This is a genomic window from Clostridium sp. TJA038 (genome assembly GCF_058310255.1).
Genome location: NZ_JBZEFA010000001.1, coordinates 568,479 through 593,335, shown reverse-complemented (window position 1 = coordinate 593,335; position 24,857 = coordinate 568,479). Strand labels below are relative to the sequence as shown.

At 27.0% G+C, this 24,857-nt stretch carries 25 protein-coding genes and 1 other annotated feature; of the genes, 9 read left to right on the top strand and 16 right to left on the bottom strand.

Translation table 11 applies throughout. The features are described 5' to 3' along the window. Window positions 1-15 precede the first annotated feature (15 nt). The 9 genes from AC4FQV_RS02845 to AC4FQV_RS02805 all read right to left on the bottom strand — a co-directional run bounded on the left by AC4FQV_RS02845 (window position 16) and on the right by AC4FQV_RS02805 (window position 8,618). A complete protein-coding gene (locus AC4FQV_RS02845) occupies window positions 16-333 on the bottom strand; it encodes a V-type ATP synthase subunit F (RefSeq protein ID WP_491139521.1) in 318 nt (105 codons plus the stop codon). Further along, window positions 320-1,327 (bottom strand): V-type ATP synthase subunit C, encoded by a 1,008-nt coding sequence (locus AC4FQV_RS02840; protein ID WP_491138983.1) that lies wholly within the window; start codon window positions 1,325-1,327, stop codon window positions 320-322. Before AC4FQV_RS02840 ends, AC4FQV_RS02845 begins: the two co-directional genes overlap by 14 nt. Before the next feature lie 12 nt (window positions 1,328-1,339). Continuing rightward, entirely contained in the window at window positions 1,340-1,936 is a 597-nt protein-coding gene (locus AC4FQV_RS02835; protein WP_491138984.1) for a V-type ATP synthase subunit E, read from the bottom strand. A gap of 30 nt (window positions 1,937-1,966) precedes the next feature. Beyond that, entirely contained in the window at window positions 1,967-2,461 is a 495-nt protein-coding gene (locus AC4FQV_RS02830) for a V-type ATP synthase subunit K (RefSeq protein WP_491138985.1), read from the bottom strand. Between the two features lie 53 nt (window positions 2,462-2,514). Beyond that, a complete protein-coding gene (locus AC4FQV_RS02825; protein WP_491138986.1) occupies window positions 2,515-4,461 on the bottom strand; it encodes a V-type ATP synthase subunit I in 1,947 nt (648 codons plus the stop codon). Beyond that, window positions 4,448-4,774: an ATP synthase archaeal subunit H gene (gene ahaH, locus AC4FQV_RS02820; protein WP_491138987.1), complete on the bottom strand. Its 327-nt coding sequence runs from the start codon at window positions 4,772-4,774 to the stop codon at window positions 4,448-4,450. Before ahaH ends, AC4FQV_RS02825 begins: the two co-directional genes overlap by 14 nt. A gap of 286 nt (window positions 4,775-5,060) precedes the next feature. Continuing rightward, entirely contained in the window at window positions 5,061-6,731 is a 1,671-nt protein-coding gene (locus AC4FQV_RS02815; RefSeq protein WP_491138988.1) for a B12-binding domain-containing radical SAM protein, read from the bottom strand. Then, a complete protein-coding gene (locus AC4FQV_RS02810) occupies window positions 6,631-7,233 on the bottom strand; it encodes a hypothetical protein (RefSeq protein ID WP_491164285.1) in 603 nt (200 codons plus the stop codon). The genes AC4FQV_RS02815 and AC4FQV_RS02810 overlap by 101 nt, the downstream gene beginning before the upstream one ends. 92 nt (window positions 7,234-7,325) lie before the next feature. Then, the gene (locus tag AC4FQV_RS02805) at window positions 7,326-8,618 is read right to left on the bottom strand and encodes a PQQ-dependent sugar dehydrogenase family protein (RefSeq protein ID WP_491164283.1); all 1,293 of its coding nucleotides are present in this window, start codon (window positions 8,616-8,618) and stop codon (window positions 7,326-7,328) included. 127 nt (window positions 8,619-8,745) lie between these two features. Here AC4FQV_RS02805 and spoVB point away from each other — a divergent pair, with 127 nt between their 5' ends. Continuing rightward, a complete protein-coding gene (spoVB, locus tag AC4FQV_RS02800) occupies window positions 8,746-10,263 on the top strand; it encodes a stage V sporulation protein B (protein WP_491138991.1) in 1,518 nt (505 codons plus the stop codon). A 39-nt stretch (window positions 10,264-10,302) separates the two neighbouring features. Here spoVB and AC4FQV_RS02795 read toward each other — a convergent pair whose 3' ends face one another. From AC4FQV_RS02795 to AC4FQV_RS02785, 3 genes are all read right to left on the bottom strand, one after another. Then, window positions 10,303-11,067 (bottom strand): hypothetical protein, encoded by a 765-nt coding sequence (locus tag AC4FQV_RS02795; protein ID WP_491164281.1) that lies wholly within the window; start codon window positions 11,065-11,067, stop codon window positions 10,303-10,305. 88 nt (window positions 11,068-11,155) lie between these two features. Then, window positions 11,156-11,998 (bottom strand): CvfB family protein, encoded by an 843-nt coding sequence (locus AC4FQV_RS02790; protein ID WP_491138993.1) that lies wholly within the window; start codon window positions 11,996-11,998, stop codon window positions 11,156-11,158. An 11-nt stretch (window positions 11,999-12,009) separates the two neighbouring features. Continuing rightward, window positions 12,010-12,513: a gamma carbonic anhydrase family protein gene (locus tag AC4FQV_RS02785; protein ID WP_491138994.1), complete on the bottom strand. Its 504-nt coding sequence runs from the start codon at window positions 12,511-12,513 to the stop codon at window positions 12,010-12,012. Window positions 12,514-12,712: 199 nt separating this feature from the next. Here AC4FQV_RS02785 and AC4FQV_RS02780 point away from each other — a divergent pair, with 199 nt between their 5' ends. Next, window positions 12,713-13,714, top strand: coding sequence for a CehA/McbA family metallohydrolase (locus AC4FQV_RS02780; protein WP_491164279.1), 1,002 nt, complete (start codon window positions 12,713-12,715; stop codon window positions 13,712-13,714). A 23-nt stretch (window positions 13,715-13,737) separates the two neighbouring features. Here the strand turns inward: AC4FQV_RS02780 and AC4FQV_RS02775 are convergent, their stop codons facing one another. Continuing rightward, entirely contained in the window at window positions 13,738-14,070 is a 333-nt protein-coding gene (locus tag AC4FQV_RS02775; protein ID WP_491138996.1) for a hypothetical protein, read from the bottom strand. A 246-nt stretch (window positions 14,071-14,316) separates the two neighbouring features. On the opposite strand from AC4FQV_RS02775, the gene AC4FQV_RS02770 reads away from it, so the two are divergent. Then, on the top strand, window positions 14,317-14,787 hold the full coding sequence (locus AC4FQV_RS02770; protein WP_491138997.1) for an Lrp/AsnC ligand binding domain-containing protein: 471 nt from the start codon (window positions 14,317-14,319) through the stop codon (window positions 14,785-14,787). A gap of 107 nt (window positions 14,788-14,894) precedes the next feature. Then, complete coding sequence (locus AC4FQV_RS02765) at window positions 14,895-15,098, top strand: DUF378 domain-containing protein (RefSeq protein ID WP_491138998.1); 204 nt, start codon at window positions 14,895-14,897, stop codon at window positions 15,096-15,098. Between the two features lie 94 nt (window positions 15,099-15,192). Here the strand turns inward: AC4FQV_RS02765 and AC4FQV_RS02760 are convergent, their stop codons facing one another. Further along, window positions 15,193-16,938 (bottom strand): phosphoenolpyruvate carboxykinase, encoded by a 1,746-nt coding sequence (locus tag AC4FQV_RS02760; RefSeq protein ID WP_491164276.1) that lies wholly within the window; start codon window positions 16,936-16,938, stop codon window positions 15,193-15,195. A gap of 192 nt (window positions 16,939-17,130) precedes the next feature. On the opposite strand from AC4FQV_RS02760, the gene AC4FQV_RS02755 reads away from it, so the two are divergent. Then, complete coding sequence (locus tag AC4FQV_RS02755) at window positions 17,131-17,976, top strand: ComEC/Rec2 family competence protein (RefSeq protein WP_491164273.1); 846 nt, start codon at window positions 17,131-17,133, stop codon at window positions 17,974-17,976. Window positions 17,977-18,029: 53 nt separating this feature from the next. On the opposite strand, the gene AC4FQV_RS02750 is transcribed toward AC4FQV_RS02755, so the two are convergent. Continuing rightward, on the bottom strand, window positions 18,030-18,722 hold the full coding sequence (locus AC4FQV_RS02750) for a ribonuclease H-like domain-containing protein (RefSeq protein ID WP_491139001.1): 693 nt from the start codon (window positions 18,720-18,722) through the stop codon (window positions 18,030-18,032). 184 nt (window positions 18,723-18,906) lie between these two features. Here AC4FQV_RS02750 and AC4FQV_RS02745 point away from each other — a divergent pair, with 184 nt between their 5' ends. Genes AC4FQV_RS02745 through AC4FQV_RS02735 form a run of 3 tightly spaced genes read left to right on the top strand, consistent with a single transcriptional unit; the run spans window position 18,907 to window position 21,078 of the window. After that, window positions 18,907-19,125, top strand: coding sequence for a FeoA family protein (locus tag AC4FQV_RS02745; RefSeq protein WP_491139002.1), 219 nt, complete (start codon window positions 18,907-18,909; stop codon window positions 19,123-19,125). 26 nt (window positions 19,126-19,151) lie between these two features. Continuing rightward, window positions 19,152-20,915, top strand: a complete 1,764-nt coding sequence (gene feoB, locus AC4FQV_RS02740) for a ferrous iron transport protein B (protein ID WP_491139003.1) — start codon at window positions 19,152-19,154, stop codon at window positions 20,913-20,915. A gap of 13 nt (window positions 20,916-20,928) precedes the next feature. Further along, on the top strand, window positions 20,929-21,078 hold the full coding sequence (locus AC4FQV_RS02735) for a FeoB-associated Cys-rich membrane protein (RefSeq protein ID WP_491139004.1): 150 nt from the start codon (window positions 20,929-20,931) through the stop codon (window positions 21,076-21,078). A 47-nt stretch (window positions 21,079-21,125) separates the two neighbouring features. On the opposite strand, the gene argS is transcribed toward AC4FQV_RS02735, so the two are convergent. Continuing rightward, window positions 21,126-22,823 (bottom strand): arginine--tRNA ligase, encoded by a 1,698-nt coding sequence (gene argS / locus AC4FQV_RS02730; protein WP_491139005.1) that lies wholly within the window; start codon window positions 22,821-22,823, stop codon window positions 21,126-21,128. 103 nt (window positions 22,824-22,926) lie between these two features. After that, window positions 22,927-23,132: a binding site (T-box leader), on the bottom strand. 175 nt (window positions 23,133-23,307) lie between these two features. Here argS and AC4FQV_RS02725 point away from each other — a divergent pair. Beyond that, complete coding sequence (locus AC4FQV_RS02725; RefSeq protein WP_491164271.1) at window positions 23,308-24,816, top strand: Ppx/GppA phosphatase family protein; 1,509 nt, start codon at window positions 23,308-23,310, stop codon at window positions 24,814-24,816. The last annotated feature ends 41 nt before the right edge of the window (window positions 24,817-24,857 follow it).

Sequence of the window (24,857 nt, the reverse complement as noted above, 5' to 3'; positions counted from 1 at the left end):
TTATCTACCTACTTTCTATAAAATGTTAACGCCAACTGCTTTTTCAACGTTATCTGATATTCTTTGTTTTCCTATATTTAGAGTTCCTTGATTGCTTGGAATTAATATTACAGCAGGAAGTACTTGTCTTGTATATCTCTCGATAGTTTCTTCTATATTCTTAGCTACGTGCTCTGTAACAAAGATTACTGCATAACCTGTCATTGCAAGCTTATCAACGGTTTTTCTAGCTTCTTCATCTTCAACTACAGGAAAAACATCTATTCCTAAAGCTTTAAATGCTAAAACTGAGTCCTTATCACCTACAACTCCTATTTTCTTATACATATCCATCACGCAGCCTTTCTCTTATTACTTCCTTAGTAATATTGTTTAATTTACCAACCATGATAGTTCTTATTTGCTTTATTTCATTTTCTTTAACATACATATATGTTAAAACTGGCTCTAAACCTTTAGTTACTATTTTAGCTTCCTTCATTATTCCCATTATGTGATTATCAATAAGCTTTTCAAATTCACTAACAGATGAAGTTTCTATGTAACTAGCTATACCTTCTCTTAGTACTTGTGAATATTCTTTACTACTTAAGTTGTTAGGAATATTTTCAATAGTATCTAAGTATAAACTTCTAAACTTACTTGTATCTATACTACCACCTGGCACTATAGCATCTAAAAAGAAGTTAACATTTTTATCTTGCTTTTTAGCTCTTAATAATGTCTTTACATTATTTAAATCTATAAGATTAGTAAGATATCTATCTAAAGCCTTATCTTTTATATTCTTTTTATTTGCAATTTCATGAATATGAGCATATAAATATTGATCTGCAATTAAATCTATATATTGAGGATCTTTATTATCTTCAAACTTTTCAAATATTTTTCTTAAGCACTCTTCCATCTTTTTAGGAAGTCTACCAAAATCATCTCCATTTATTGCAGTTTTTAAATCAGTTACTCCAATCATACCAACTGGTATTAACATTTGGGAAAAATCTTTATCTAAGATTTTCCCCTTAACTAATACCTTAATGTTATGATAGTCATATTTTAAAGCCATAACATCTATGATTTCTTTTAGAGGACTAGCTTCATACATAGTTTTATATAATCTAACTAGCTCATTTGATAAAAGAATTTCATAATCATCTGGTCTTCTTACATCATTCATAAATGCTGCATACTCTGTTTCTTGCAGAACTTTTAATGCACTTTCTGAAGTGTTTGCATCTATCATTCTTTCTATTTGAGCTTTATCAAGGAGTTTCTTTTCGTATACTCTGATTCTAGGAATTAATTGCAAAAATTGCATTGAATCCATTCTATATCCTCCTTAATCAAATAATACTTTATTTACATCAAACTCTAACTCTCCTCTTAAAGAGTTAATTAAAGCTTCAAAGGTATTATTTATTTGTATTCCATTTCTATCTAATATGAAGCCACCATTAAATTTGCCTTCCATATTTAATGTAATACTTCCTTTTTTTCCTTTTGATTCAAGTTCTTTATTTAATGCTTCCAAGAACTCATCGCTAAATATATCTTTATCTTTTTCGTTGATTATAATTACTTCTGTTCCTTCTAGATTTAAAGAATCTAAAGTTGATATAACATAGTACTTATAATCTCCCTTAGAAAGCTTTTGTAATTTTTTTATAGCTTCCTCAAATACTTCTGATATAACAGCTTGTTTAGCTCTTAACATATCATTTCTTACTGATAATTTAGCATTTGAAATTATTCTTGCTTTTTTAACTTCTGCTTCTATATTAGCCTTAGTTATTATTTCTTCTTTATCTGCCTCTGCTCTATTAGTTTTTTTAGATATTATTTTATCTTTTTTTGCTTCAGCTTCAGCTAATATATAATTTTTCTTTTCTTCAGCATCATTTAGAATCTTGGAAGTTAAATTATTTAAATTTGACATTCCCTTCACTTCTCCAATCTTTGCTTACTATTATTGTATTACGCTTGCACCATTTACTAATAAGAATGATATAACGAATCCTAATAATGCATATGTTTCAACCATTGCTGCGAATATAATACCTTTTGTATTATGTTCTGGTCTCTTAGCTAAGATTTGGATACCAGCAGCAGCTGCTTTACCTTGAGATATACCTGACCATAAACCTGTTATAGCTATTGGTAAACATGCAAATAATAAGTATAATCCTTTAGCTAATGAAGCTTCACCATTACTAATTTGGTTAAATACTAAGAAACCTATAACGAAACCATAAAGACCTTGTGTACCTGGTAATAATTCAAGAACTAACGCTTTACCAAACTTTTCTGGTTCTTCAGTAACTAATCCAGCTGCTGCTTCCCCAACTATACCAACACCTTTAGCTGATCCTATACCTGACATACCTACAGCTAAAGCAATACCTAAAGCTCCAAATATTAATCCTCCGTAATTTGCCATAAAATATGAAATCCAGTTTTCCATAATTTAATTCCTCCTGAAAATATAATGTTATTTTAATTTAATTTTAACTATAATTATTTAATTTTTTTAATTGTTATAAATTTATTTATTGTTTTAAATGGTGTGAATGCTCTTCCGCCACCTTCATAGAATTTTGAGAAGTACTCAACATATTGTAATCTTGCTGTATGAACATATGCTCCAAGTAATGATAAAAGCATGTTAAATGTATGAGCTGCTATAAAGAATAATGGCCCTACAATTATAATTGCTATTCCTGGGAACATACCAATTATTAAGTTAAGTGCAGCTGCAATTGATCCACCTGCAATACCTAAAGCCATAAGTCTTGTATATGATACTAAGTCTCCTACATATCCTGTTATACCATATAAAGCATATAAACCTTGACCTAATTTAGCACCCTTAGTTTTTTCATCTCTACCTTGAGTAAATACTATTAATAGAGAACCTACTATAGCTAATATTTTACCAACTAAGCTTATAGTTCCACCAAAGAATATCATTGGAAGACCTACTAAAAGCATAATCCATGAACCTACATCAAATAAAGCATATAAGTATTGTTTATTTCTAATTAACATGTAACCTTTAATGAATAATCCAAAGAATATTTGAATTACACCAAAGCCAACTGATAGAATAAGCAATAGATTCGTATCTTTACTTGGATTTATAAGTCCAAATGGTAATTCAAATCCAAATGCAGTACCAAATATTAATCCTGCAATTGCTGTAGCTATACTTAAATACATGAAGAACTTAACAAACTTTTCTTGAGTTTCATCTAAGTTAAATAACTTCATAGCTAATAGTGATCCAATAAATAATACTATTCCGTATCCTAGGTCTGCAACCATCATTCCAAAGAATACTAAGTAGAAAGGTGTTAAAAGTGGTGTTGGGTCTATTTCGTCATACCTTGGTAAACTGTACATCTCTGTTATTGAATCAAAAGCTGCTGCTGGTCCTTTATTATGTAATTTAACAGGAACTTCATCAACTTCATCCTCTTTAACTTCTTCAAATTCAAGATAGTACATATCTCCTACAGAGGATTTTATAATTCCTTCTAAAGAAGCATCATCTTCCTTAGGAATCCATCCTTGAATTACAACAACTCTATCTGTTTTTAAGAAGTTTTCACTTGCTTCTTTTCTAAGAAGTATGTTGCTAAAGTATTCATAGGCTAATTCTAAAGTTCTCTTTTCTTCTCTGTAATTTGAAAGACTTTCTCTTACCTCTGCCTTTTTAGCTTCTATTTCTTTTATTTTAAGTTTAAATTCTTCTACAAGAACAGAAGCCTTCTCTTTATATTTACTTTGAAATGCTGAAAAACCAAAGTTTTTTAATACTTCGTCCATTTCTTCAGCTTTGTCTTTCATAGCAACTACAAAGACATAAGAATCTTGGTCAGTATTAGAAATAACTTCTAAATAACTTTCCTTGAATTCGCTTTCAATTTCGTTCTTCATCTTCTCAAGATTTTGTCTTGAAAGAACACCTAAGAACGCAACTACTTTTTCAAAATTATTTAATTCACCTAGTGGAGCATCGAAACTTTGCCATGGCTCTAAGATTTCTATTTCACCTAAAAACTTTGTCTTCTCATTCTCTAGAGTAGCAAGCTCTCTCTCCATCTTCTTAACCTCTGAATAAACGACTTCCCAGTTGCTATTTTCAACCTTTACTTCTAGCTCATCCAAAGTTAAGCTTTCTTTACCAGCTCTTAAAGCTTTAAGTCCTCCAACGTCACTAACAAATGGGCTTAAGAAGTCTAAAGCTGATCTTGTCTTTGAAACATTATCTTCTACAGAAATTGTTTCATCATCTAAGTCATCTTTCTTAAGAGATTCAAAAACTTCATTACCTTCAAGCTTTTCTTCATCTTGTAGATTTATAAACTCAACTTCTGAAGAACTTTGAATTTTTTTAAGAAGTTTTTCTTTCTCAGATTCAAAGGCAAGTAAGGTGAATTTATTCATCTTAACTATTGCCATTAGTTTTCACAATCCTCTCAATAACTAAATTTACTGCAGAATCAATCTTAGCACCTTTAAGACTTGATACCTCAGCACATTGTCTTTCGCCTTCTGAAAGTATGACACTTGCCTCTTTTCGTCCAGCTTCCTCTGCATTGCTAATAATTCCTCTTGCAACATTTTTAGCATCTTCTATTATTGAATTATATTTTTCATCTGCTTCTACTGTTGCATCAGAAATTATTTTTTTGCTTTGCTCATGAGCGTTTTTAATCATTTCATCAGCTTGCAATTCAACTTTTTTAATTTCTTTTATTGCTTCTATTGCCAAAGTTTCACCACCTTTATATAAGGAATTTTTTATAAAATATATATTAATACTTTATATAGTATTAATTAACCCTTATTACTAATTATACATGAAAATCAACTTAATTCAACATAATTTTGCTAATGTATACAATTTCAGAAGTTTTTTTGCAAAAATCTGCATTGCCTTTATTTAAATAAAAGATTAAAATTATTAACATTTAGAAAAAGTCGCATTAATATATTTGCATATTGTATATTAATACGACTAATATACTAACAAATTTTTAATTTTCCATTTATTTCATTTACAATTCTGTATAAGAATTATAATCAAAATTCATCTCATCAAATATAAGATATTTTTCTTCAAAATTAATCTTCCCATTTTTAATATAATTAATTATATCTACCTCAAATTTTTCTATGTGAGACTTTTTATAAGGCATTTGTCTATTAAAACTGTCTTTTATGTTTTGTTCTTCTTCTTTTGTTATGGTTCTTACTAAAAATTCTGGAAGCCATCTCTTTTTATTAAAGCATAAATAATCAAATTTTAAAACTTCTTTAAAAAGACCTTCATCCTCTCCTCCTATCTTTTCAAGATAAAAATCTAATAATATCTTATAATATTCAACATTTCCTATACTTCTCTTAAAATTTCCCTTTTCTTCAAAAAACATTGCTAAGTCATAATAAAAATCAAAGGGCTTTTCATATATGTCTAGGAAAAATTTAATCACATTATTAAATTTACAAGAATTATAGTATTTATCAACTACAGCTTCTACCTTTTTTAATAATAAAAGTTCTTCATAACTTATATCCTTACTTCTTATTATTTCATAAGGCGCATAAGGAGAATAAACTATTCCCCACTTTTTAGCTTCTTCTCTCATTGAAGAACCTTTTAATAATTTTAAAAATCCTAATTGAATTTCATCTGGTCTTATAGCATGAACATCATTAAAAGATTTTTTAAAGGATTCTAAATCTTCTCCTGGTAGTCCTGCAATTAAATCTAAATGTTGCATTACATTTTTTCCTGCTGCAACTTTTAACACCTTATCTTTTATATTTTCATATGTAATATATCTATTTATATTATGTAAAACCTCATTGTTAGTTGTTTGAACACCAACTTCTAATTGAAATCTTCCTTTTGGAGCATTATTTAAAATCTCTATTTGCTCTTTTGTTAAAAGGTCTGCTGCAATTTCAAAGTGAAATCTTGTATTAGTATCTTGCTCACTTAAATACCTAAGAAGTTCTGCTGTGTACTCTCTATTACAGTTAAATGTTCTATCTACAAACTTAACTAATTTTAGTCCTCTCTCCATAAAATATTTCAATTCTTTTTTTACTCTTTCAATATCTAAAAATCTAACACCATGCATTACAGACGAAAGACAATACTTACATTTAAAAGGACATCCTCTTGAAGCTTCATAATAAACAATTTTATTATTTATATCTTCCTCATAAGTATATGGGAAAACTAACTCATTCATATCCATTTCTGGTCTTTTAGGATTTTCAAAAACTTTTCCATCTATTTTATAATTTAATCCCTTTATATCCTCTATTTTTCCATGACCAAGCTTGTAAAGAACAAACTCTCTAAAAGTTTTTTCTCCTTCACCTACTATTACATACTCTCCCTCATGACTTTCTAAAAACTCTTTTCCTTCATAGGAAACCTCAGGTCCCCCGTAAAGTATTTCTATATTAGGGTTTACAAGTTTTATAAGTTCAGATAATCTGTTTACAAACTCCATGTTCCATATGTAGCAGGAGAAAGCCACTATATCTGGTTTCTCCTCAATTATACCTTCTAAAATATTTTCAATTCTATCATTTATTGAAAACTCTTTTATTTCACCTTGGAAATCTAAATCCTTTGTAAAGGCCTTTAGATATCTCACCGCTAGATTGCTGTGAATGTATTTTGAGTTTATCGCTGTTAGCAGTATTTTCATAATTTATACTTCCTCTCTTTATTCCTTTGATAAATATTATTTTATCACAAACTTTAGTTTCCTCTATTTCGAAATATTTTTCAAGTACTTTTTTAGAAGTGTCTATTGTAAATTCTTTTGAAATGCTATTATCAATAAATTCAAATTCCTTCTCCTTATTTCCTGCCATTAAAACTTTAACTTTATCTTTAACTGTCTCTTTTTTTTGTTTTTCTCTATCCCAAATATATAGTTTTCCTCCAAACCTAACACTTGTCCATATTTTCTTTAAAACTTCCTCAGCTTCATTTTTACTTAATTTACTTAAAGAAAAAAACAATATCCCATTATCATACTGATTTCTATATTCCTCTTCTAAATTTTCAATATAATAATCAACACTTATTTCATCCTCTGTTTGTTTTAAAATATTATAAATAATTCCATAGTTATCTATACCCACATCTAAAGTATTACCTTTAAAACTTATGTTTCTCATATCAAGATTAACTTCTCTTATCATAAAACTCACTCCCATTTTATTCCATATTATCTTCTATTATACATATAAAGAGTAATTCTTTCTATTGTTATTAGAAAAAATTACTCTTAAATTTATTTTTTAGCTTTATTTTTATCCTTTATTAATTTTGAAAATAAAATTAAAATAAATAAAAGATTTATAAATATAATTACATAATAGTTATAAATTTTAATCTTATCTTTGTTACTATCTAATTCTAAATTAAAAATTCTTCCTTTTTCTCCATCTAAGATATAAAGCTTTTTATTTATTATTTTCATATCCTTTATTTTTATATCTTTATTTAAGGATATAAACTCTTTAACTTCTCCACTTCTAAGAATTATATATATATTTTTTTTATCTTCATTAAAAAATAAAATAGCATCTTTACTTTTTGAAAAAAACCCCTCTTTATCTATAACTAAGGAATTAATCTCCTTAACCTTATTACTAATATATATAGGCTTTGGCATCACATAACTTTTATGTTCTTCCGTTATAAAGTTTATTATAGGTTTTCCCTCCTTTATAAACCTTTGAGAATTTAAAGCATCTCCTCCACTATATTCAGGCCATCCATACCAAGTACCTTCTCCTTGCATTTTATAAATATAATCTGAATCACCACTTAATGGCCTATATCCTTCTTCCTCAATTCCTCCAACTATAGCAAAAATCTCTCCTAAACTATTAAAGTCAATTCCTTTAATATTTCTAATACCATAAGAATAAAGCGTAGCTTTTTCACTTTCTATAGAATATTCAATTAAAGCTCCATTCCCTAAAAGTTTTCCTTTTATCTCTTCTCCTTTTTTAGTTTTAGTATTATAAGGTACAAAAGCACCTTTTTTATTTTCATCATAATTCCTTCCACTTAGTATTATATCTACAGGAGGTACATCTTCCTTTTCTCCTGCTTTATCAACAATTCCCGAATTAGTCTTTGTACCTATGCTTAAATATATTTTATTATCTTTTATAAGTATTCTACTGTCTTCTTTATTTAATCCTTCATTTTCAATTTCATTAAGCAAAACCTTTCTTTTAGAATTTTCTATATCATAAGAAACTAGTTTTTCCTGTATTGTATAATATAAACTTTTATCCTTATATTCTATATCATATATATCACTTTCTTCCTCATGTTCTAAAGAAAGCTTATTGTTTTTATCTAACTTTAAAATTTTATTTTGTGCTGCTATAAAAATATCTTCCCCATTACTACAAAATCCTCTAGCCTCCTTTAACCCCTTTACTATTAATTCCTCACTAAAACCCTCATCTAATAAATACTTTTCATCTTTTTCATAAAAAAAGCATACTATTGTACTTAAAATTATACTCATTAAAACAAAAATTCCACCCTTTAATAACCCCTTCATCTCTCCTCCTTTTAACCTAAAGCTTTTTAAAATCTAGGTTAATTTATAACAACCTTCTATATAATGAATATTTAACATAAGTTGTGAATATTCATTATTATTGAACTTTTAATATGGTGGTGATTCATTGAGTAAAAATGATTTTTATAAAAATTCCTTTATGTTAACAGCTTCAAACTTAACTACTGGATTATTAGGTTTTATATTCTCTATGTATTTATCAAAAGTATTAGGTCCTGAGGGTATGGGGCTTTATGGAATTATAATGCCTATATATAATTTATTTATATCAATTATGACAGCTGGTATAATAGCCTCTATATCAAAAATAACAGCAGTTTACTCTGCTAAGGATGACTATAAAAACATAATACGCACAATGAAAGTTGTAGCTTTATTTAATTTTGTTTGGTGCCTTATTATAGGAATTTTTGTATTTTTCTTATCTCCTTTAATAGGACATTTTTGGGCTAAGGACCCTAGAATTATAAAAGCTATAATGGTAACTTGTCCTGCAATGATTTTTATTGCTCTTTCAAATATTTTAAAAGGATTTTTCTATGGAACATCAAAAATAACTGTTCCTTCTTTTATAGATATTTTAGAAAAATCTCTTAGAATCTTTGTTTTAGCCATATTAATATTTATATTTAAAGCTGAAACCCTAGAGTCCTTAGTTACCTTAGCTTATTTAGCCCTTTGCCTTGGAGAGTTACAAAGCTTAATACTTTTATTTGGATATTTTAAATATTCAATAAATAAAATTCCTAGAATAAAAGGAAAAAGTGAAAGCTTACCTCAATTATTATTTGATGTTTTAGTAACTTCTGTTCCTTTATGCTTAAATGGATTTTTAATGAGCATTTTTAGTGTAATCTCAACTCTCTTAGTCCCAAAAAGGCTTATAGTTGCAGGATTTACCTATTCTCAAGCACTTTCTCTTATAGGAAAGTATTCAGCTATGGCAATGTCTATAGTAACTTTTCCTATAATAATAGTTTCTTCAATAAATACATTACTAATTCCAGATTTATCTCAAACTTTAAGTCGTGGAAATTATATATCAGCAGCTAAAAGAATTAGAGATGTTATTAAAATAGCCTTTTTAATAGGTGTATGCACAACAATAATTGGTCTTTCAGTTCCAGATTCTTTAGGAAAGTTCTTTTTTGGAAGAGATGATTTAGGAAATTATATAAGGATAACTTCTTTAATAATGCCTATTGTTTTTACTTCTAATACAATGTATGGAATTTTAAATGGTTTAGGAAGACAAAATATAATTTTAAGAAACACCATAATAACAGAAATTTTAGAAGTTACACTATTATTCTTTTTAACTTCAATTCCTTCTATAAATATTTATGGTTATGCAATTACTATGCTTATAATTTCCTCATTATCTCTTTGTTTAAATCTTTATGAAATTTATAAACATATAAATTTAGGTATGTCCTTAGGAGATTTCTTAATATATATTTTAATAGGAGTTTTAACCTATACTATTTTAAGTCCATTATCCTTAAAGCTTTCTCTTATAGACTTTAGGCTACAGGTTCTAACAATTACAACTATAGCCTCTTTAATTTTTATAGGATTAATAGCAAAGGATAAATTTAAAAAGAAATTAAAAAGAGCTATTTAATTGATAAAAATAAGGAGTTTTAAAAACTCCTTATTTTTATTAATTACTTAAATATATTTGAAATTCTTTACTCTTGCCTAAAATTCTTTTTATTTTAACCTTGTTTTTCTTTAAATCATAGAAAGAAATCTTTTTATTTACTAATTGACTTTCTAAATCTCCAACTATAACTATAGGTCTTAATCTATAAATCAAAGAATTTAAATACTTATTATCTTTATTTATAGAATTTATATTTAAAATATCCATTCTTAAATCTTCAATTTTGCTTAAATTAAGAAATTCCTTAATTGAATTGTTTGATAAAACAGCTACCTTTATATTATCTAAGGTAAAAAAAAGCATAATTTCTTTCTTATTTAAACTTTTAGCCCATAATTTAAGCTTTCCTCTATTATAATTAATTCCCTCTTCGCCTTTTAGTATATCTATATTTTTTTCTTTTAAAGTAGAAATTAAACTTTTATCAATTCCTTCTAAAGAAGGGAGAACTATCTTTTTTACTTTTAAATTATCTAAAACTTTACCTAAAAATTTATTTGTATTATTATTTATATTTTTTAAAAGAAATAAATCTATATTTTCTACCTTAAGTTTATTTATTCCTTTTAAAAATTCTTCTTCCTTTTCTCCTTCACTTATAAGAATAGATTCTTCATTATTTTTTATAAAAATTAAATTCTCCTCATATAAAAATTCCATATAACTTAAATTCTCCTTAGCTAAAACAGTTTTTCCTCCAAGATTTATAAAAAACATTAAGCTTAAAAAAGATATAATTGCTATATTTCTTGACCTTTTCATAAAATTCACCACCTATAAGATAAAATTCCCTAAAGATGATTTTTTATGCAAATAAAAAGCTTAGAGTTTAAACTCTAAGCTTTTAAAATTATTTTAATCTAGTTCCAAATTCATCCTGTTCTATTAAACCTTTTTTCATTAAACCACCTAAGGCCATTTTGAAATAATTTTTAGATGTTTTAAAAGTATTTCTTATTTCATCAGGAGTACTTTTATCATTTAATCTCATAACTCCTCCATTTTCCTTTAGATAGTTTAATATAGTATCTCCAAGTTCGTTTCTTTCTTTAAGTTTATGATTTCTTAAAGATAATCCAACTATTCCATCTTCATAAATCTTTATTATTTTACCCTTTAAACTATCTCCTGGTTTGATATTTGTAAAATATTCATTTTTAAGAACTACAGCTCTATATTTACAATCTATTGCAACTCTTAAAGAACCATTTGTTTGATATCCATAAACAACACCAAAAACTTCTGATCCAAGTTTAGGTTCTTCTAGTTCCTCTAAATATTTATCCACCTCTGTTGTTGCTGCTAATCTTCCTGTCTTATCAACATAAATATAAACTAAATATTTTTTACCTTCCTCCATTTTATACTTTTGCTCCTTTAAAGGAACAAATATATCTCTTTCTAATCCAAAATCTACAAAGGCTCCAATTTTAGTAACAGACTTAACTTCTAATAAAGCAACATCACCAACAACTGCTAAAGGCTTTTTTAATGTTGCTATAAGTCTATCTCTAGAATCTCTATATATAAATGCCTCTACTTCATCTCCAACCTTTATTTCTTTTCCATCTAAATTTCCATTTGGAATTAATATATCATCTGAAGTATTTTTAGTTCCTCTATCTAAGTAGTATCCAAAATCCGCTTCTCTAACTACTTTCATTTTATTAAATTGACCTATGTTTATAGCCATAAGTTCCTCCTTTATTTAATATAAAGATTTTTCATCCTTACATATTCTTTTCTTGATTTTTTTATTTTTTCTATTTCTTCCTCAGTAAGTTCTCTAACAACTCTACCTGGAACTCCCATAACTAAAACTCCCTCTGGAATTTCCTTGTTTTGACTTATTAAAGTTCCAGCAGCAACCATAGTATTTTTGCCTATTTTAGCTCCATTTAATATTATTGCCCCCATGCCTATTAAACATTCATCTTCTATATTACAGCCATGTATTATAGCACCATGACCTATGGTTACCCCATCACCAATACAAACATTATATCCTTTATCAATATGCAAAACTGCATTATCTTGCACATTAGTTTCATTTCCTATTTTTATCAAACTCTCTTCTGCTCTTAAAACAGCCCCAAACCAAATACTACAATCTTTTCCTATAGTAACATTTCCAATAATATCACTACTTTCTGCAATAAAAGTTCCTTCTCCAATTTTAGGCTTATTTCCTTTAACTTCAATTAACATCTAATCACCTCTTAGTCATTCTTGTAATTTTATCATATGAAAGTAGATTGTGTCTACTTATGCTTTTTAGAAGCTATATTTATATGTAACTTAATTAAATGTATTCTTTTATAATTTACTATTTTAAATTTATAAAGAATACATTTAATTAATACATTATAAATATTATATAATATATTAATCTTTATAAAGAGGTCTTATGGATAAAAACTTTCTTTTTTATGATAATTTAAAATTCTTTTATGGAATACCTCATAGCCATACCTCCTTATCTAACGGAGAAGGAAGTCCCTATGAAGTTTTAGAAAAGGCAAGATGTAACGGACTTGATTTTTTAATAATAACAGACCATAATAAATATTTAAATAAATTAATGATAGATAAAAATAAAGAAATTTCAAGATGGGAGTATTTAAATAAATGTATAAATAGATATAACAAAAAACATTCAAATTTTCTAGCACTTCCTGGCTTTGAAGCAAAATCAACAACTTTAGGACACTTAAACATAATTTGTCCTAATAGATTTTTTACTGGAATTATTTCTGATATTAATTTTTTTCTTCTTTGGCTAATTAATGACCATACAGCTATTTTTTCCATAAACCATCCTAAAAAAACTTTAGAAAAAAATATTAAATTTAATCCTCTTTTTGATAAACTTTTATCTTCTATAGAAGTTTATAGTGGGAACCCTTTAGAAAATTATAAAAATTATGAAAAAGAATTTTTTTCACTTTTAGATAAAGGTTTTAAACTCTCTCCTTTAAACTCTCAAAATAATCATAAGCTAAATCAAGGGGATAGTGAAAATCTAACTTGTGTTATTGCAAATAAGCTAAATAAGAACTCATTTTTAGAATCTTTAAAAAAAAGACACATTTTTTCCACAGAATCTAGGACCTTAAAACTTATATTTTTAGTAAACTCATTCTTTATGGGAGATACAGTATACCTAAGTTCTAGGGAAAAAATTAAATTTTATATACAAGCTAATGACCCCAAAAATAAAATTTCAAAAATTCAAATTTTAAGCAATTTAGGAAAGGTAGTAAAAGAAATTAATAATATAAATTTATATAATGTTAAATATTTTTTCGAAAAGCAATCCAATAATTGTGAAACTTGGTTTATTACTAAAATTTATCTAAATAATGGCAAAGAAGCTTTAAGCTCTCCAATCTTTATAAAATACAAATAAAAAAACTCCATTTTAAATGGAGTTTACTTTTTTGAATCTTTATTATGTTTAACTCTATTTGGTTTTGCCTTTGGCTTAATAACAATCTTTTTCTCTTTTTTAATTCTTGGATATCCGTTTTTAACAATATCTAAGAACCATAAGAATAGTACAGCTGCTATACTTGAGATTATTAAAACAATCCATTGATTCATAGGTATAAACATAGGTATAACAAAAATTATTATTGCTGCCGCTAAAATTATCCACTTATTTACTCTGACTTTGTTAAATACATATCTACCTAAAACTGTGTATCCACCAAAAATCAATACTCCTAAAAGTACAACCTGTATAACTAATACAAATATACCCATAATTTTGCCTCCTTGCATAATACTCCTTATATAATATATTAGTCTAAAAGAAAAACATTTTCAAGTTTTTACTCTTTACAATTGTTTTCAAAAACTTTACATTTGTAATATCATTTTTATTAATGTGTTAAATTAACAAAAATATATTTGTTATTTTCCAAAGTATAGGTGGTATTTTTGTAAAAACTTTGATAGAATATAATTATCAATTTATTCAAATTATTCAAATTTTAAAGAGGTGATACTATGTCTTTAATGAACACATCAACCCATTTAGATGAATTAGATCTACAAATTTTAGATATCCTAATTAAAGATTGCAGAACTCCTTATTTAGAGATAGCAAGAATATGCCATGTTTCTGGTGGGACAATCCATGTCAGAATGAAAAAGATGGAAGACTTAGGAATTATAAAAGGTACTAGAATACTTTTAAATTTACCTAAATTAGGTTATGACGTTACATGTTTTGTTGGTATTCATGTTAACTCAACAACATCATACACTCATGTTTTTGACGAGCTATCAAAAATTAAAGAAGTAGTTGAAATTCATTTAATAACTGGAGGATATGCTATTTTTGCTAAGGTTATCTGTAAAAGTATAGCAGACCTTCAAGATATTTTAATGAACAAAATCAATCACATTGAAGGAATAAGTGGAACTGATACCTTTATATCTCTATCTCAACCAATAGATAGGAATATAACTCTTTAGGAGAAGAAATAGCTTAAGCTATTTCTTTTTTTGCCCTCTTTTAAATATGAATAAAATTAAAAAATCTACTAATAATATTAACATCTCTAAAAAAGGAGGTGTTAAATTTGAAAACCTTAAACATAATAGCCCTTACTTTAGTAATAATAGGTGCTCTAAATTGGGGATTAATAGGTCTTATGAATTTTAATTTAGTAGACTCAATTTTCGGCATAGCTTCTATTTGGAGCAGAGTAATCTATCTTTTAGTAGGTTTATCTGGACTTTACTGTTTAACCTTCTATGCTTATTTAAACCGTATAAGAGAGTAAAGATTATCTTAAATAGAAATAAAACTTACAAACCTCTTAAAGAAATTATTTTCTTAAATGTTTGTAAGTTTTATAAAAGGATATATTAAAACATCTATATACTTTCAATTATATTAAAAAGTTCTAAAGCTGCCTTTTTTGGCCCTTCTTTTTCATAGCCTTTAAGTGCTAGACAAGTCTTTATTTGTCCTACTTTAACCTTACTCTTAAACATATAATCAAAATATTCATCTATTATTAAATCCATCTCTTTCTGCTTTTGTGTAGGCCCAAAAGGATTAGCAAAATAAGATTTAACCAATCCATTTTCTGTGGTTGTTCCTTTAGCCATTCTACATCCTGCTTTAAAAACTTCCTTAGCCTCCTCTGCACTTTTAAAATACTCAATAGAATTTTCTTTTTCACTTGTTTTAGCATAATTATTAGCATAAAGAAAAATATCTACTTTATAACCTTTTATAATATCATCATATTTACAAACTGGAATAAGAAGTCTTGCATTTATTTTATCTGGATTCATAAATATACTTCTGTCAATTTCTTTAAAGGCATAGCCTTGATCTAAATCATCTAACCTAACAAAGGCTCCAATTTCAGTTCCATATCCTTTAATTTTATCTTCTTCCTTTTTAAACACTCCCATATCATCAAAGATTATAGTCATATCACTTATATACTCTTCACTTAAATTCCTAAAAGCCTCTAAACTTTCAGACTTTCCAGCTCCACTATCTCCCATTATTACTATATTAGCCTCTTTTCCATTTTTAAGAACTACATTTACCATAGCACCATGTATTGGCATATATCCTCTTTTTATCATAACAATATTGTGAAGAGTTAATATCATTTTTTTCATGTATCCAAAATAATCTATTTCTTCACTATAATTTGCATATCCTAACATTATATTGTTTTTTTCATCATCATAAAAACAGGTTTTTACCTCCTCTTCTTCATCTTTAGCACCAAAAATATATATAAGCTCTGGCTTTACCCCTCTGCATTCTTCAACTTTTGCTAATTCAAATAAATTACATAAACTTATTCCATGTGACATAAAGTCTCTATGAAAATATACATAAGCTAGAAGTTCCCCAACTTTAGCAGGATAACAAAACCATTCTTCACTATTAATACTTGCATTATTTAAAGGATTTTCTTTAACCTCTAAGAAAATCCCATCTCTTGTATTTTTTGCAGGATAAGTTATAAATGGAGCTTCTAAAGAAATAGCATCTATAAAAGGAATATGCTCTAATATTGAATACTCTCTAGAATTTGGCCAAATTAAATCACTTACCATAATACTAGCATTTCCACCTGCTGAAACTTGTCTTAAAACACTTGGCATATTTCCTAAAAGATTTTTTTGAAGTCTTCTGTAAAATCTAAGTACTAAATCATTAAAATTTTTATTAGCATCTACAAAACCTACTGCTGATATTCCATCCTTTAGCTTATTATTTTGAATAACTGTGTATCTCTCTAAATTTCTCCAAAAAGAATAAAAATCATCTATAAGATTTATAAAAGCTTTCTTATTACAAAGTATATCCTCAAAAGCTTCATTAATAACTAATATCTCATCTACCCCAATCATAGATAAAAGTTTTAATGTGCTTATTAAATATCTAGATAAAATTTTTATATCTTCTGTTCCTATAGCCTCACTTAAAAATCTAAAATTATGGCTTTTTTTGTTTTTAGTCTTTTTTAAGTATGCCTCTAATACTCTTTTAAATCCTTCGCTATTTAATATAGCTTCAAAACTATCACAATATTTTTCTGTAAAGTTTATAGTTGCTTTACCATGTTTTAAGCAAAACTCTTTTTTCATTATTATTCCCCCTTTTTATTTTAAAAGCTATAAAAAAATAAATATTTCCAATTTAATTATAACATTAAAGTTGTATCTTTCCATAATTTTTCATTATTTATTTTTTTTGTAATATATTCTTTTATATATTTGTCTATATTTTTTTATACTTGTCAATAATTTTTATACTAACTATTCTATAAAGGAGCTTTTATGAAAATAACCACTAAAAAACTAAGCTTATTTTTAATATTTATACTTTTAATTAAAATCTTTTCTTATTTACCCTCTAATAAATTTTTAAAAGAAGATTTTTTAGTACATTTTATAGATGTTAATCAAGGAGATTCAACTTTAATACAAAGTAATAATAAAAATTTACTTATAGATACTGGTTCCTTAGAATACTCTAAGAATTTAATTAACTATTTAAAAAAAATCAATGTAAAAAAATTAGATTATATAATAGCTACACACCCCCATGAAGATCATATAGGTTCTATGAAAGCTTTATTAAATAAATTTTCTATAGATTATTTTTTTACTCCTTTTATAAAAAATAAAAATTCTTCCTATAATAATCTTTTAGATTTAATACATAAAAATAATATTGAAATTAGGTTTTTATCAAATTCTGGTCCTTTGCCTATTAATTTAGGTAAAAACTGTAAGATTATTCTTAAATCCTCTTACAAGAATTATGAAAATATAAATAATTTTTCTCCAATCCTTAAAATATATTATGGTAAAACATCATTTTTGTTTACAGGGGATGCTGAAATAGAAGCTGAAAAGGATGTTCTTTTATCTAAGAAAAATTTAAAATCTAATGTCTTAAAGGTTGGTCATCATGGCAGTAGCACTTCTTCTTCCGAGGAATTTTTAAAAGAAGTATCTCCAAATATATCAGTTATTTCTTCTGGATTAGATAATTCCTATGGACATCCTTCAAAGGAAACTTTAAAAAAATTATCTAAAAGCAAAGTTTTTAGAACAGATGAAGATGGAACAATTGTTTTAAGTTCTGATGGAAATTCCATAATAAAACATAAAAACTAAGGGTACCCTTTTGGTACCCTTAGTTTTTATAGCTTACTTAAATCTATAGAAAACTATTTACTTTCTTCACACTTTACATCTTCATCTAATTCATCTAAATTAACTAATATTTTTTTCCAACTTAACAATATGTAAAATAAATTAACTACATCTTGTTCATTATAAATAAGTATTTTTTCAACTTTTTCCTTTGGCATTCTTTGAAAATATTCCTTATCTTTTAAAACCTTATGGAAGGTTTTAGCTAAGTTTGAACCTGAAAGAACATCTCCCTCTCTTTCAATTCCAAATTTTTTTTCTAAAGCTTTAAGACCTATCCCTTGTTTAAAAGTATGCTCATAAATTTTCTGTATATCAACAGACCTAAAGTAATTGCTAAAATCAAAGTTTATTCCATACTTATCAAACAAATAATTTATAACTGTAAAGTCATTATTTCCAGAAAAAGTTACTATATACTTTTTCTTTTTTTCTGCTGCAACCATTATAAAATATTTTTTTGCTAGGTAAAGAATATCTCTTACTTCTCCCTTATGCTCTATCATGTACTGAGTAGTAATAAATTTTGATTTTTCCTCATCAAAATATCCAGCACCAAAAACTCCTATGCACTTTGGCTTTTTATATACATAGTGTTCTAAATCAAAATATACAGCCTGTTTATATATATCATAATTTTCATTAAAAGATAGGGCATTACTAAGATCTAAATCATTTATATCTATTTCATGCTCTTTTATGATCACTTTATCACTCTTTTCTTATATAAACTTGTAACAAAAATATTATATCATTATATCATTATTTAGTTAAGTATTAATAAATATTAATTAAAATTTTAATTAATAGAATTATTAATTGACAAATTGGAGGTAAATTGATATAATTTAGATGAATTTGATAATGATTTTCATTAGTGAGGTGCTTAAGATGAGTATATATGATTTAAAAGTAGGTCAAGCAGGAGTTGTAGATACAATTCGTGGAAATGACGCTTTAGCTAAAAGACTTCTAGCTTTAGGATGCATAGAAGGAACAGAGGTTACTCTAAAAAGAGTTGCTCCCCTTGGTGATCCTTTAATAGTTAATTTAAGAGGTTTTGATTTAGCAATTAGAAAAAAAGATGCTAAAAATATAATTTTAAAATAAAAATATAATAATTAGGGGGAAAACTAATGACAACAATAGCCTTACTCGGTAATCCCAACGTTGGTAAAACTACGCTTTTTAATGCCTTAACAGGTTCTAACCAACATGTAGGAAACTGGCCAGGTGTTACAGTTGATAAAAAAGAGGGTTTTTTTAACTCTAACAAAATAGTAGATTTACCTGGTATATATGCACTAGATACTTTCTCTAATGAAGAAAAGGTATCTAAAAAGTTCCTAGAAAGCGAAGATGTTGATTTAATCTTAAACATAGTAGATGCTTCTAATTTAGATAGAAATCTCTACTTAACAATGCAACTTAAGGAGTTTAAAAAACCTATAGTATTACTTCTTAATATGCTTGATGTTGCAGAAAAAAAGGGAATAAAAATAGACCCAAAAAAGTTAGAAAAAGCCTTTAATCTTAAAGTAATTCCTATAACAGCTTCTAAAAAAGAAGGTTTAGATACTGTAAAAGAATTTATAGATAAAGGTGATTTTCAAAAATATTTAGACAAAAATACTTACTCATTTAAAGATGAGGCACACACTTATAAATTTATAGAAGATAAATTATCTGACTGCTATAAAAGGTCTAACACCTCTTCAACTAGCTTAACAGATAAATTAGATAAAATATTTCTAAACCCATGGCTTGCATATCCTTTATTTATAGCACTTATGTTTTTCGTATTTCAATTTACTTTTGCCTGGGTTGGACAGCCAATTTCTGATTTTTTAGATAATGTTTTAAACGAAAGCTTTATGCCTTATTTAAGCAACTTATTATCTAATACTGCTCCTTGGTTCCAATCTTTAGTTGTAGATGGAATAGTAGCAGGTGTTGGAGGAATAATAGTATTACTTCCAATAATTTTAGCTTTATTCTTATGTATATCTATTTTAGAAGATAGTGGATATATGGCTAGAGTTGCTTTTTTAATGGATAAATTTATGAGAAAGATAGGACTTTCTGGAAAGGCATTTCTTCCTATGATAACAGGATTTGGATGTACTGTTCCTGCTATTATGTCTGCTAGAACCTTAGAAAGTGAAAAGGACAGAAAGCTTACTGCTCTTTTAGCTCCTTTTATGTCTTGTAATGCTAGATTGCCTGTATATGTAATTTTCGCTGGATTATTTTTCCCAAATAATGCATCTTTAGTTGTTGCATCCTTATACATATTAGGTATATTAGTAGCTTTTATATTAGGTTTAATATTTAAAAATACTTTATTTAAAAAAGAAGAAGAACCGTTTATAATAGAACTTCCTGAATATAAAATACCAGAGATTCGTTCAGTACTAGCTCAACTTTGGGATAAATCAAAAAGCTTCCTAAAAAAAGCTGGAACTATAATCTTTGCAATGAGTGTAATCATTTGGTTCCTTCAAAGCTTTAACTTTAATGGAATGGTTGAAGATATAACACATAGTTTCTTATATAATATAGGTTCATTTATAGCTCCAATATTTACTCCATTAGGTTTTGGAGACTGGCAAGCTTCAGTATCACTATTAACTGGTTTAATGGCTAAAGAAACTATAATATCAACTATGGAAGTTATTTATAAGGGTGATTTAGTTCACATGTTACCACAGTTTTTCACAGCAGTTTCTTCTTACTCATTTATGGTTTTTGTATTACTATACACTCCATGTATAAGTGTTGTAGGAGTTATGAAAAAAGAATATGGTGGTAAGTTCACAATATTATCAGTAATATTCCAATTTGTAGTAGCTTGGATAACTGCCTTCATAATTTATCGTATAGGATTATTAATATTTTAAAGAAGGTGTTCAAATGGAAATTTTTATTACAGCTCTAATAATATTAGCTGTTATATTTATACTATATAAAAACTTCAAAAAATCTTCTAGTGGGCAATGTAATGGCTGTAGTGGCTGTGCTTCTAAAGGAAATTGCCCTAGTAGAAAAAATAATAAAAAATAAAAAAATAACCAATTCCTCTTATGGAATTGGTTATTTTTATTACTAAATTACATTTTTTCAACTACATCTATTCCAATTAAGAATAAAGCATTTTTTATAACTTGAGCAGTAGCTGCTATAAGTTCAAGTCTTGCAGCCTTTAATCCTTCATCCTCTACATTTAAAACTGTATGATTATTGTAGAATTTATTAAAGGCCTTAGCTACCTCTATAGAATATCTAGTTACAACTGAAGGCTCTAACTTATCTATTCCTAAAAGAACAGCTTTTTGTAAACCATCTAAAGTCTTAGCTAATTCAAACTCTTCCTTTGAAGTTAACTTTGTAAAATCTGGCTCTGCCTTTATGTTTTGCTCTTTAGCTTTTCTTAATATACTTTTAGCTCTTGCATAAGAATATTGAACATATGGACCTGTTTCTCCATCAAAGCTTAGCATTTCTTTCCAATCAAAAACTATATCTCTTTCTCTTGAGTTCTTTAGGTAAGTAAATAATATAGCACCTATACCAATCTTCTTAGCAACTTCCTCTTTATTTTCTAAATTAGGATTCTTCTCTTCTATAGTTTCTCTAGTTTTTTCTATAGCTTCATTTAATAAATCTTCAAGTAAAACTACGTTTCCCTTTCTTGTTGAAAGTTTTTTATCTGCAAATTTAACTAATCCAAATGGAATATGAACACAGTTTTTAGCCCAATCTTTTCCTGCTAATTCTAAAGTTTTAAATACTTGATTAAAGTGTAATATTTGGTCTTTACCAACTACATATATACATTTATCAAAATTATATGTTTTATGTCTGTAACTAGCAGCTGCTAAGTCTCTTGTAGCATATATAGATGCTCCATCTGATTTAACAACTATACAAGGTGGCATATTATAATCATCTAACATAACAACCTTAGCACCATTACTTTCTGTTAGTATTTTAGCTTCTTCTAATTCCTCTACTACAGCATCCATTTTATCATTGTAAAAACTCTCTCCAGCCCAAGAATCAAAATCTACTCCTAACATATCGTATATTTTGTTAAACTCTTTTAAAGATAATTCTTTAAATCTTTCCCATAAAGCTACTGCTTCTTCGTCTCCATCTTCAAGCTTTTTAAAGTACATTCTTCCTTCATCCTCAAGCTCTGGGTGTTTTTCAGCTTCTTCGTGGAATTTAACATATATTCTTAAAAGTTCATTTATTGGTGCTTCTTCTAAAGCCTCTTCATTTCCCCATCTTTTATAAGCTGAAATTAACTTACCAAATTGAGTTCCCCAATCTCCTAAGTGATTTATTCTTATAGCATTATATCCTTCAAAAGTTAACATTCTATATAATGAATGTCCTATAGCTGTTGTAAATAAATGCCCTACATGGAATGGCTTAGCTATATTAGGTGATGAATATTCAACAACAACATTCTTTCCTTCTCCTAATTTAGAAGAACCATATTTATCTCCCTCTTCTAAGACTTTATTTATTATATCCTTTGAAAAAGCTACTTTATCTACAAAAAAGTTTAAATAAGGCCCTAAACACTCTACCTTTTCAAAGCCTTCCTTATTTATTTTTTCTGCTAATTCAGAAGCTATCATATTTGGTGCTTTTCTCATAACCTTTGCTAATTGAAAGCAAGGAAAAGCAAAATCACCCATCTCTGGTTTAGGTGGTATTTCTATAAGTTTTTCTATGTTTTCTAAATCTAAATCTACATGTTCTTTAATTCTTTCTGCAACTAACTTTTTGTAATCCATAATTATCCTCCTTATTTTATCTAACTTTAAAATCATATATTATAATGACATTATTGCCAAAATATAAATTTATTTACAATATAAAAAAACCGTCTCTTTATAAAAAAGAGACGGATATATCCGCGGTACCACTCTAATTGGTTAAAAACCCACTTTATAATTTAACGCAAAGCGACATTTTAACAAATTTTTAATTATTAAAATGCAATCTCAGAGGCTCTTTTCATCTAAACTATTCTATAAGGCTTACACTCTACCCTTACTCGCTTAAGAAATCATAAAGACTACTCTTCTCTTCACAGACTTTATATATTATATTTTCTTAACTTATTATAGTATTTTATCTTAAATTCTGTCAATATACTATTATATTTATTATTAATAATTCTTTTATTTTTTTAAATTCCATTGAAAACTTCTTTAAAATTAGATAGTATCAATATTATAATCAAATTATATTTTAAACAAGTAGAGGGGAAAAGAAATGGATAGAATAGGAGTAATAGACATAGGTTCAAACTCTGTAAGATTAACTCTTGCTGAAGTTGAAAGATCTGGATACTTTAAAATAATTGATGAGTTAAAAGAACATATAAGATTAGGTTCTGACCTTTTTTCATGCTCTGTATTAGATGAAGAAAAAATAAAAATTACAATTTCATCTATAAAAGCTTTTAAATCTATGTGTTTATCTTGTGGTGCCTCAAAAATAGTACTTATAGGCTCCCAAAGCATAAAGGACTTAGATGAAAAAATTGACCTTAAAGGAATAATAAAAAGAGAATTAGGGCTAGACCTTAGAATTTTATCTAATGAAGAAGAAATTCACTATAACTTTTTAGGAGCTAAAAACTCTCTTTATATAGATAACTCTCTTCTTTTAGACATAAATGGAAATAACACTCATCTTTGTTGGCTAAAGGATAATGAAATATATAAAGAAGTTACCCTTCCTTTTGGATATGTAACCTTATCTTCCTTATTCCAACTAAAGGACATGATTACCTATGAAAACAACACAAAATGTGTAGATTATATTAAAGAACATTTAAAAGAAATAGACTGGCTTAAAGATAATTCCTTTGATTCTGTTATAGGTGTTGGAGGTTCCTTTAGAAATCTTGGTAAAATAGATAGAAGAAGAAAAAGATACCCTATTGATATTGTGCATAATTATGTTCTTTACGACTACGATGTAGATGCAATGTTTCATCTTTTAAAAAGCAAAAATCTACGTCAAAGGCAAAAAATAGAAGGTCTTTCTCCCTCTAGGGCAGATGTAATAGTAGCTTCTACTGATTTAATCAAAGAGATTTTAACTTATACAAACACTAATGAGGTAATAATCTGTGGTAGAGGTCTTAGAGAAGGCTTAATATATGAGTATATAATAGATAAATTCCATACTTATGATGATATTTTAGATGTAAGTTTAAAAGGTATTATGGATACATTAAATATAAATATTCCTCATGCTAAAAATGTATGCAAACTTGCCTTCACTCTATTTGATGGCTTAAAACCTCTTCATCACTTAGGAGATGAATTTAAAAACATATTAAAAACAGCCTCTTTGCTTCATGACTGTGGTATAAGTATAAGATACTATGACCATCATGTGCATTCATTTTATGTAATATTAAACTCTCACATAAGTGGTTTAACTCACAAAGAGATTTTATTAAGTGCTTTATGTGCAGCTTATCATAGAAATAATTCTTTCCAAGCACCAATTGCAAAATATTCAACCATAATAAATAGGTTAGATATAAAACACGTGGAGTACTTAGGAGTTATTCTAAAAATTTCTGAAGGCTTAGATAGAGGCTTAACAGGTCATGTTAAAGATGTTGATGTTATTATAAATGAAGACAATGTAACATTAAAACTTCATTCTGAATATGATTTAGAACTTGAAATTCGTCAAGCAAAAAGAAGTTCTAAAGCTTTTGAAGAGGTTTATAATAAAGAATTAATAATTAAGAAAGCTTAAAATAAAAAAAGTTTATGGTCTTTAAAATCCATAAACTTTTT